Annotated in this window: 10 protein-coding genes; 5 read left to right on the top strand and 5 right to left on the bottom strand. The window is 68.4% G+C overall.

Going from position 1 to position 8843, the window contains the following annotated elements; all coding sequences use genetic code 11:
• The 5 genes from ACTHLF_RS06825 to ACTHLF_RS06805 form a co-directional block, all read left to right on the top strand.
• The coding region (locus ACTHLF_RS06825; RefSeq protein WP_440325998.1) for a glycosyltransferase at positions 1-459 on the top strand (459 nt) is incomplete at its 5' end.
• Positions 456-965: a hypothetical protein gene (locus ACTHLF_RS06820; protein WP_440325997.1), complete on the top strand. Its 510-nt coding sequence runs from the start codon at positions 456-458 to the stop codon at positions 963-965. The genes ACTHLF_RS06825 and ACTHLF_RS06820, both read left to right, overlap by 4 nt.
• Positions 966-1009: 44 nt before the next feature.
• Positions 1010-2530, top strand: a complete 1521-nt coding sequence (locus tag ACTHLF_RS06815) for a Ppx/GppA phosphatase family protein (protein ID WP_440325995.1) — start codon at positions 1010-1012, stop codon at positions 2528-2530.
• 64 nt (positions 2531-2594) lie between these two features.
• Positions 2595-3353: a peptidylprolyl isomerase gene (locus tag ACTHLF_RS06810; RefSeq protein WP_440325993.1), complete on the top strand. Its 759-nt coding sequence runs from the start codon at positions 2595-2597 to the stop codon at positions 3351-3353.
• Complete coding sequence (locus ACTHLF_RS06805; RefSeq protein WP_440325991.1) at positions 3350-4078, top strand: UDP-2,3-diacylglucosamine diphosphatase; 729 nt, start codon at positions 3350-3352, stop codon at positions 4076-4078. Before ACTHLF_RS06810 ends, ACTHLF_RS06805 begins: the two co-directional genes overlap by 4 nt.
• 111 nt (positions 4079-4189) lie before the next feature.
• On the opposite strand, the gene ACTHLF_RS06800 is transcribed toward ACTHLF_RS06805, so the two are convergent.
• The 5 genes from ACTHLF_RS06800 to ACTHLF_RS06780 all read right to left on the bottom strand — a co-directional run.
• On the bottom strand, positions 4190-4987 hold the full coding sequence (locus tag ACTHLF_RS06800; RefSeq protein ID WP_440325990.1) for a ferritin-like domain-containing protein: 798 nt from the start codon (positions 4985-4987) through the stop codon (positions 4190-4192).
• A 42-nt stretch (positions 4988-5029) separates the two neighbouring features.
• Entirely contained in the window at positions 5030-6508 is a 1479-nt protein-coding gene (purF, locus tag ACTHLF_RS06795) for an amidophosphoribosyltransferase (RefSeq protein WP_440325988.1), read from the bottom strand.
• Between the two features lie 11 nt (positions 6509-6519).
• Positions 6520-7062, bottom strand: coding sequence for a CvpA family protein (locus ACTHLF_RS06790; RefSeq protein ID WP_440325987.1), 543 nt, complete (start codon positions 7060-7062; stop codon positions 6520-6522).
• Positions 7063-7197: 135 nt separating this feature from the next.
• Entirely contained in the window at positions 7198-8271 is a 1074-nt protein-coding gene (locus tag ACTHLF_RS06785; RefSeq protein WP_440325985.1) for an SPOR domain-containing protein, read from the bottom strand.
• An 88-nt stretch (positions 8272-8359) separates the two neighbouring features.
• Positions 8360-8843 (bottom strand): glutamate ligase domain-containing protein (locus tag ACTHLF_RS06780; protein ID WP_440325983.1); only part of this gene is annotated, 484 nt, incomplete at its 5' end.

Here is an 8843-nt window from a genome sequence, read left to right as displayed (position 1 = left end):
GATACGCTGCTCTCCGCGGGCGGGGACTTCCAGCTCGTGGTGCTGGCGGGACGTAACAAGGAGATGCTTGCGCGCCTGCAGGCACTCGCCTCCGGCAAGCACGCCGGCCGTCTCTTCCCCAAGGGCTACACGCGGCACGTTGAGCAGCTCATGGCGTGTTGTGACCTTGCGATCACCAAGCCCGGTGGCCTCACCACATCCGAGTGTCTCGCGATGGGCGTGCCCATGATCGTCAACGCGCCGATTCCCGGCCAGGAAGAACGCAACGCGGACTACCTGATGGAACAGGGCGCCGCCTGGAAAGCGATCGACGGCGTCGCGCTGGCGTGGCGGGTGCAGTCCCTGCGCGATGACCCTGCACACCTTGCCGGCATGCGCGCGCGGGCACGCGCGATGGGGCGTCCGCATGCCGCGCGCGATGTGATCGACATCGTCCTCGCTTCGATGGGCCAGCGATGAGCCATTCGCCGCGCCGCCGCATCGCCGCCGTTCTTGCAACCGCCGCCTTCGCCTTCCTGCTCGCCTTCCTGTTCGCCCACGTGGAGGTCGAGATCGAAGGCCCCCATGGCTGGGCGACCAGCCTGCCTACCTGGCGTATCGAGAACCATTGGCTGCTCGACCTGCTGTGGGGCGGCCGGCCGATGACGGGCTACCACGCATGGGTGTTTCCGTTCATCGCGCTGTTCTTCCATTTCCCCATGGTCTTCCGCGGGTTCTGGAGCTGGCGTGCCCAGGTGCGCATCATCGCCTGCGTCATGTTGTTCTGGGTGGCCGAGGATGGCCTGTGGTTCATCCTGAACCCGGCCTTCGGTCTTGCACGCTTCAACCCGGAGAACGTGCCCTGGCACCGCCACTGGTGGGGCCCTGCGCCAACGGATTACTGGGTATTCGGATTCCTGTGCATCCTGCTCTTCGCGCTATCGGCCATGCCGAAATCGCGCGCCGCCATTTCCACAAAGCGGTGAAGGCGTGACAAAATTCACCGAATACGCCGCTGCGGACATCTCCCTTGGCCACATCAGGTAAATCGCAGATCAACGATGGCGAATTCCTCGCCGCCGTCGACCTCGGCTCCAACAGCTTCCACATGGTGGTCGCACGCTACGAACACGGCGAACCGCGGGTGATCGATCGCCTGCGTGATTCCGTGCGCATGGCCGTCGGCCTGCGCCCCGATGGCACGCTGGATGCGGCGCACCGCGCCGCCGCGCTCGGCAGCCTGGCCCGTTTCGGCCAGCGCCTGGCGGGCATCCCCGCGCTGCACATCCGCGCCGTCGCTACCAACACCGTGCGCCGCCTGGCGTCGCCCCATGCGTTTCTTTCCGCCGCGGAGGCCGCGCTCGGCCACCCGGTGGAGATCGTCTCGGGCCGTGAGGAAGGCCGCCTGATCTTCCTGGGCGCCGCGCACGACCTGCCGGCGTCGCGCGACCACCGCCTGGTGATCGACATCGGTGGCGGCAGCACGGAGTTCATCATCGGGCGCGGCACCTCGCCGCTGCTGACGGAAAGCGTGCAGGTCGGCTGCATCGCCTCCACCCTGCGCTTCTTCCCCGGCGGCAAGATCACCCGCAAGCGCTGGCAGAAGGCGCGGCGTGAAATCGGCGTGCTGCTGCAGCAGTTTTCCGAGGATTACCGTGAGGCGGGCTGGGCCGATGCCTACGGCTCGTCCGGCACGGCCAAGGCCATCGGCTCGGTCGTGCGGGCGATGAAGCTCTCCGATGACGGCATCACGCCAGATGCGCTCGCGGCCGTGCGCGAAGCACTCATCGAGCAGGGCGCGACCGGCGCCCCGCTGAAGCTACCGGGCCTCGCCGAGGACCGCGCGGAAGTATTCGCCGGCGGCGTGGCGATTTTCGAGGCCGCCTTCGAGGCCCTGGGCATCGAGCGCCTTCGCGTGTCGGAAAGCTCCATGCGCGAAGGCGTGTTGTGGGACCTGATCGGCCGTTCCGCGGGTACCGACCCGCGCATGGCCAGCATCGATGCCCTCGCCGCGCGTTATGGCGTGGATCGCGCCCAGGCGCGCCGCGTGGAAACCACTGCGCTCGCTATCTTCGACCAGCTAGCCAAGGTCTGGAAGCTGGACGACGATGGCCGCGAATGGCTTTCGTGGGCCACGCGCGTGCATGAACTTGGCCTGGCCATCGCGCACAGCCAGCACCAGCGGCACGGCGCCTATATCCTGCGCCACGCCGACATGGCCGGTTTTTCGCGGCAGGAGCAGCAGCTGCTGGCCGCCATCGTCGAATCGCACCGGCGCAAGCCCGAGAAATCGGTGATCACCGCACTGCCGGTGCGCTACCGCCCGCTGGCCCGGCATATCACCGCCATCCTCCGCCTGGCCGTGCTGTTCCGGCGTGCGCGCCGCGCCGAGGCGTTGCCCCGCATCCGCGTGAACGCCACCCGCCAGCGCCTGCGCCTGACGCTGCCCGCCGACTGGCTCGACCAGCACCCGCTCACCGAAGCCGACCTGGAGCAGGAGCGCGAGCCGCTGGCTGAACTGGGCCTGGAACTCGAGATCGTTACTGAATAAGCCTGCCTGCCCCCACCAAGGGGGTATCATGGTCGGGTTGTCCCAACGCACGAACCGGTCGCCCATGCTGAAAGCCGTCCTCGCCAGCCTCCTCCTCGCCCTGCCCGCCGCCGCACTGGCCCAGCAGCAGGCCAAGCCGGCGGCACCCGCGCCAGCACCCGGCATGGTCGACCACCCACGGGTGGTCATGCACACCTCGCAGGGCGATTTCACGCTGGAACTGTTCCCGGAGAAGGCGCCCAAGAGCGTCGCCAACGTCCTCCAGTACGTGCGCGATGGCTTCTACGACGGCACGGTGTTCCACCGCGTCGTCGATGGCTACATGGTCCAGGGCGGTCTTTACAGCCGCGACCTCACCCAGCGCCGCACGCGCGCACCGATTCCCAGCGAGGCCGATAACGGCCTGTCCAACCTGCGCGGCACCGTCGCCGTGGCACGTGGCGCGGATGCCAATTCGGGTACCGCCCAGTTCTTCGTGAACCTGGTGGACAACCGCCGGCTGGACTACGTCAGCAACCAGAGCGGCCTGACCTGGGGTTTCGCCGTGTTCGGCAAGGTCGTGCAGGGCATGGATACGATCGACAAGATCGCCAAGGTGCCGACCAAGGCCCAGGGCCCGTTCGTGGGCGATGTACCCAACCCCCTGGTCATCATCAACTCCGCGCAGGTCGTCGGTGAGGAGAAGGCCGCGCCTGCTGCCGCGTCCACGGCGGCCGCCGCGCCGGCGAAGCCCGCGGCCGCGCCGGCAACGGATGCCGCGAAACCCGCCGCTGCGCCAGCGAAGAAGGCCGAAAAGAAGCCGGCGGCCAAGACCACGCCATGACGACGCTGTTCATCGCCGACCTCCACCTCGACGACGCCCGCCCCGGGATCACCACCCTCTTCGAGCAGTACCTGGGCTCCGACGAGGCTCGCGGCGCGAACGCCTTCTACATCCTGGGCGACCTGGTCGAGGCCTGGATCGGCGACGATGACGACGCCCAACTGCCTGCGCGGATCGCCGCGGCGACGAAGGGCCTGCGTGATGCGGGTGTGCCGGTGTATTTCATGGTCGGCAACCGCGATTTCCTGCTTGGCGAGGCCTTCGCGGAACGCGCCGGCATGACGCTGCTGGAAGACGGCACGGTGCACGAGATCGAAGGCGTGCCCACCCTGCTGATGCATGGCGACGTGCTCTGCACCGACGATGTCGAATACCAGGCCGTGCGCAAGCAGGTGCGTACCGATGCGTGGAAGCAACAGATCCTGTCCATGCCGCTGGCGGCGCGTCGTGCGTTCGCCGCACAGGCGCGCAGCGACAGCAAGTCACGCACCGGGCGCATCGATGAGACGATCATGGATGTGAACCAGGGCGCGGTCGAAGATGCCATGCGCCATGCGCGGGTGACACGGCTGGTGCATGGACACACCCATCGCCCCGCCGTGCACGAGTTCACGCTGGGCGGCGCACCCGCGCAGCGCATCGTGCTGGGCGACTGGTACGACCACGGCTCGGTGTTGCGCATTGAGCCGGCGTCTGTCGAACTGCGTGGGTTGAAGCTTCCCTAGCCCTGGGCCGCGCTCCGCGCGGATCGCGGGCAAACGCGCACCCACGACGTTGGCTTGGGCCGCCCTGATGTTGTGGGAGCGCGGTTGCGCGCGATGCAGCCCGCCGTAACGTCAGAGAGTGACGAGCCAGGCCAGCTCGGATTCTGAGAAACCGGCTTCGCGCCGCGCTTCGAGATTGAACGGCCCGCGCAGCGACCCGTTCATGTAGTCGTTCAGCAACTGCGCGAACGTCGCTTCAGGCTCGATCCCATCCCGCGCGCAGCACCAGTGGAACCAGCGCGTCCCCGCGGCGACGTGCGCCACTTCCTCGCGCAGGATGACCTCCAGGATCGCCACCGTGCGCTCATCCTTCTGGTGGCGCAGGCGCTCCATCATGCCCGGCGTCACGTCCAGGCCGCGCGCCTCGAGTACGCGCGGCACGAGCGCCATGCGCGCCGTATCGCTGTGCGCAGTTTTCTCGGCCATTTCCCACAAGCCGTTGTGCGCATCGAAATCGCCGTACGCATGGCCCAGCTCACCCAGGCGGCCCTGCAGCATCATGAAATGCCGCGCTTCATCGTTCGCGCATGCGGCCCAGTCGGCGTAGTACGCATCGGGCATGCCGCGGAAGCGGTACACCGCATCCCAGGCCAGGTCGATCGCGTTGAATTCGAGATGGGCGATGGCGTGCACGAGCGCAACGCGCCCCTCGGGCGTACCCAGGCCGCGCTGCTTGAGATCCCGCGTTGAAACGAGCCGCGGCCGCGCGGGGCGGCCCGGCAGCGGAATAGGCGCAGGCGCCGGAGAGGCCGGATCCGGCGCGAGCTCGCCCTTGCGCAGGCGGGCAAACGTCTCGAACGTCAGCCGGACTTTCTCGGCGGGGTCCGCGGCATCGAGGCAGCGGCGGGCGGCGGCGTGGAGATCCTGCATCACTGGGAGCCGCGCGGCACGCCGGGCGTGCCGCGCTGTAGATCAGGCCGTGCGACGCTCGGTCTTGGCGTTATCCGAACGCAGGGATTCCTGCTGTTCCAGGAACGCCGCATCCACGCCAGTCACGTACTCGCCCGAGAAGCACGAGGTATCGAACTTCTTCAGGTCTTCGTTGCCATCGTTGACGGCCCAGACCAGGTCCTCGAGATCCTGGTAGACCAGCCAGTCGGCGCCGAGCAGCTTCTCGACTTCTTCCACCGTGCGGCCGGCGGCGATCAGCTCGGACGCGGCCGGCATGTCGATGCCATACACATTGGGGAAGCGCACCGGCGGCGCGGCCGATGCGAAGTACACGTTCTTCGCACCCGCATCGCGGGCCATCTGGATGATCTGCTTCGAGGTGGTGCCACGAACGATCGAATCGTCGACGAGCAGCACGTTCTTCTTGCGGAACTCGAGGTCGATGGCATTGAGCTTGCGGCGCACGGATTTCACGCGCTCGCCCTGCCCCGGCATGATGAAGGTGCGGCCGATATAGCGGTTCTTGACCAGGCCTTCGCGCATCGGCACGCCCAGTGCCTGCGCCAGCGAGCTCGCCGCGGTACGGGAGGTATCCGGGATGGGAATGACCGCGTCGATGCCGTGGTTGGGGCCGCGCTCGCGCAGGATCTTCTCGGCGAGCTTTTCGCCCATGCGCAGGCGGGCCTTGTACACCGACACGTCCTCGATCATCGAGTCCGGGCGCGCGAGGTAGACGTATTCGAAGATGCACGGCGAATGCACCGCGCCCTCGGCGCAGCGCTGGGCGAACAACTGGCCACCCTCGGTGATGATCACGGCTTCGCCCGGCGCGATATCGCGCGTGCGCTTGAAGCCGAGCACATCCAGGGCCACCGACTCGGAAGCGATCGCGTACTCGCGGCCCTCGGAGGTTTCGCGCTCGCCGAGCACCAGCGGGCGGATGCCGTTGGGGTCACGGAACGCGATGAGGCCGTAGCCCAGCACGAGCGCGAGGCAGGCGTAGCCGCCACGGGCGCGGGCGTGCACGCGCGACACGGCCTTGAAGACGTGTTCTGGCGTGAGGTCGCCGCGGTCTTCCAGCTGCAGCTCGTGGGCGAGCACGTTCAGCAGCACTTCGGAATCGGAATCGGTATCGATGTGGCGGCGGTCATCCTCGAACATCTCCTTGCGGAGCTGCTCGGTGTTGACCAGGTTGCCGTTGTGCGCGAACGCGATGCCGTAGGGCGAGTTCACGTAGAACGGCTGGGCTTCCTCGGTACCTTCGGAGCCTGCCGTCGGGTAACGGCAGTGACCGAGGCCGATGCGACCACGCAGCTTGCCGACGCCCGCCGAGTTGAAGACATCGCGCACGAGGCCGTTGCCCTTGTGCAGGCGCAGGCGCGCACCATCCACGGTGGCGATACCGGCGGCATCCTGACCGCGATGTTGCAGGACGGTCAGGCCGTCATACAGGGCCGATGCCACTTCCGTGGTACCGACGATGCCGATGATTCCGCACATGGTGTTGCCTTCTACGAAGAGGCCGCCGTGGAAGCGGCAGCGGGGTGAGCCTGGTTATTGTCGCGCGTTTGCCCGGGGATCGGCAGGTCGCGCAGTTTCATGAGAGCGTCCTTGCTGGGGAGCTGGACGTCCGGCATTTTCATGTTTTTCAACGCTTCCGGTGGGTGCATGTACTCACGCACGTTCGCCGGGATCTGCTCGCCAATCCATGTGGCCGGGGCGCGGAACTGCTGGAGCATGGTCGATTCCCGCCACCAGGGGTCGTTCGGCAAAGGCGTGAAGCCAAGGGCGAACACCACCAGGCTGACGATCAGCACGCCACGCACCAGGCCGAAAAGCATGCCGAAAAGGCGATCCGTGCCGCCCAGGCCCGTGCTCGCCACCAGTCGCGAGATCAGGAACCGGATCAGCCCGCCGACCACCAGCACGGCGACGAAGGCCAGCGTGTAGCCAATGCCCACGCGGGCGGTGGCGTTCGACACCGAGCCTTCGAAGTAATGCGCCAGCTGGGGGCCGATCGCCCAGGCGATCCAGAAGGCGGCGACCCAGATCACCAGCGACAACACCTAGGAAATGAGGCCACGCGCCAGGCCGATCAAGACCGAGATGAACAGCACCGCCAGGATGACGTAATCGGCCCAGTTCACTGCGCTGCTCCCCATCTGCCGGCCTGCGCGCGGTGCCGCCCCTTACGGGGCCGACACCACGACGCCATCGAGGCCGACCTTGGCCTTGATCTGGTCTTTCAGGCGTACGGCATCGTCGCGCTGCGTCTGCGGGCCGGCGCGGACGCGCCAGAGCTTCGCGCCGCTGCTGGAGGCGATGCTATCGACGTAGCCGGCGATGCCGGCGCCGCGCAGCTTGTCGCGAAGGCGGTTTGCCTCCGCTTCGCTGCTGACGGCGGCGACCTGGACGGCGAAGCCCCCGGCGCGGGGCGCTGCGGCCGGGACAGCGGCCGCCTGGGCCTGCTGCTGGGCCACGGCCGGGGCGGCAGCCGGCTTCGGCGGGGCCGGGACATCGGCGGCCTGGGCCTCGGGCTTCGACGAAAGCGACGCCGGGGCGCCCGGGACGGCGGCGGTGATCTTCAGGCGCGCGGCCTCCGCGGCGGCGCGGGTGTCAAACGGACCCGCGGTGACCCGGGTCAGCGCCTTGCCGGCCTGGTTCATGCTGGCCGTGCTCACCGGATAGCCGAGGGCACGCACCTTCTGGACCACGGCGTCGGCCTTGCTGCGATCGGCGTAGGCGCTCAGGTTGATCGTGTAGTTGCCACGCGCAGCGGTACCGGCCGGCATGGCGGCCGCCGGGCTATCCGCCGGTGCAGGCGTCGCCAGGGCAGGCTTGGCCGGCTTGGCGGCCGGCGGGGCGAAATCTTCCGGCAGGGCATCCGCCGGTTTGCGCGACGCGATATCGACCGAGGCAAGGCGGCTACCGCTGCCGGCCGTGACCGCAGCCTGCGGTGCCGGACGCGCGGCGGCCGGCGTCGCGGCCGGAGCGCCGGCAGGGGCCTGCTGTGCCACGGGCTGCGCCGGGGCGGGCTGCTGCGCACCCTGCTGCGCCTGGGTGGGCGTGGCAGCCGGTGTAGCGGCGCCGTTGGGCGATACATCCAGCGTGCGCGACTGCAGTTCGCGGTCCGGCGCCGGCGGGATCTCGAGGCTGACCGTCTGGTCGGTATCGCCCTTGGGCGGCGTGCTGGAGAACAGCATCGGCACGATCAGGACGAGCAGCGCGATAAGGACGGCGGCACCCAGCAGGCGTGTTTTCAAGGAAAGCTCCATTCGGCCGGCGCAATGCGGATCGCGGCGATTATAACCGGCAATGGGGATGGCCCGGTGCCCTCCCCCGTGCAGGCGTTCACACGCGCGTCGTGAGGGCGGCGCTCGCGACGAAGAACGAGCCGAACAGGAGCACGGTGTCATCCGCGCCCGCGGCCTCGCGCGCCGCGCTCCAGGCGGAGGCGACATCCGGATAACCCGTGCGTGACGCATCGGGCAACACCTGGTCGAACGCCGCGCCGATAGCGTCGGCAGGCAACCCGCGCGGTGTATCCCGGTCAAGCCCGGCAAGGAACCAGTCATCGACGCGCTGGCCGATCGCCTCGATCACGCCAGCCACATCCTTGTCGGCCAGCGCGCCATACACGGCGAACACGCGACCCGCGCGCGGCTGGGCATCGAGCCAGTCGGCCAGCGCACGGGCGGCCTGCGGGTTGTGCCCCACATCCACCAGCGTGAGCGGATGCTCCCCGATGCGCTGGAGGCGTCCACCCACGTGCACGCTGGCCAGTGCCGAGGCGATCGCCCCCGTCGGTACCGTGACGCGGCTCCGGAGCGTGTGC

This window comes from Luteibacter sp., assembly GCF_051958795.1.
In the GTDB taxonomy this organism is placed as follows: Bacteria; Pseudomonadota; Gammaproteobacteria; order Xanthomonadales; family Rhodanobacteraceae; genus Luteibacter.
The sequence above is the reverse complement of the archived record's forward strand: the minus strand, read 5'-3'. Positions and strand labels throughout refer to the sequence as shown.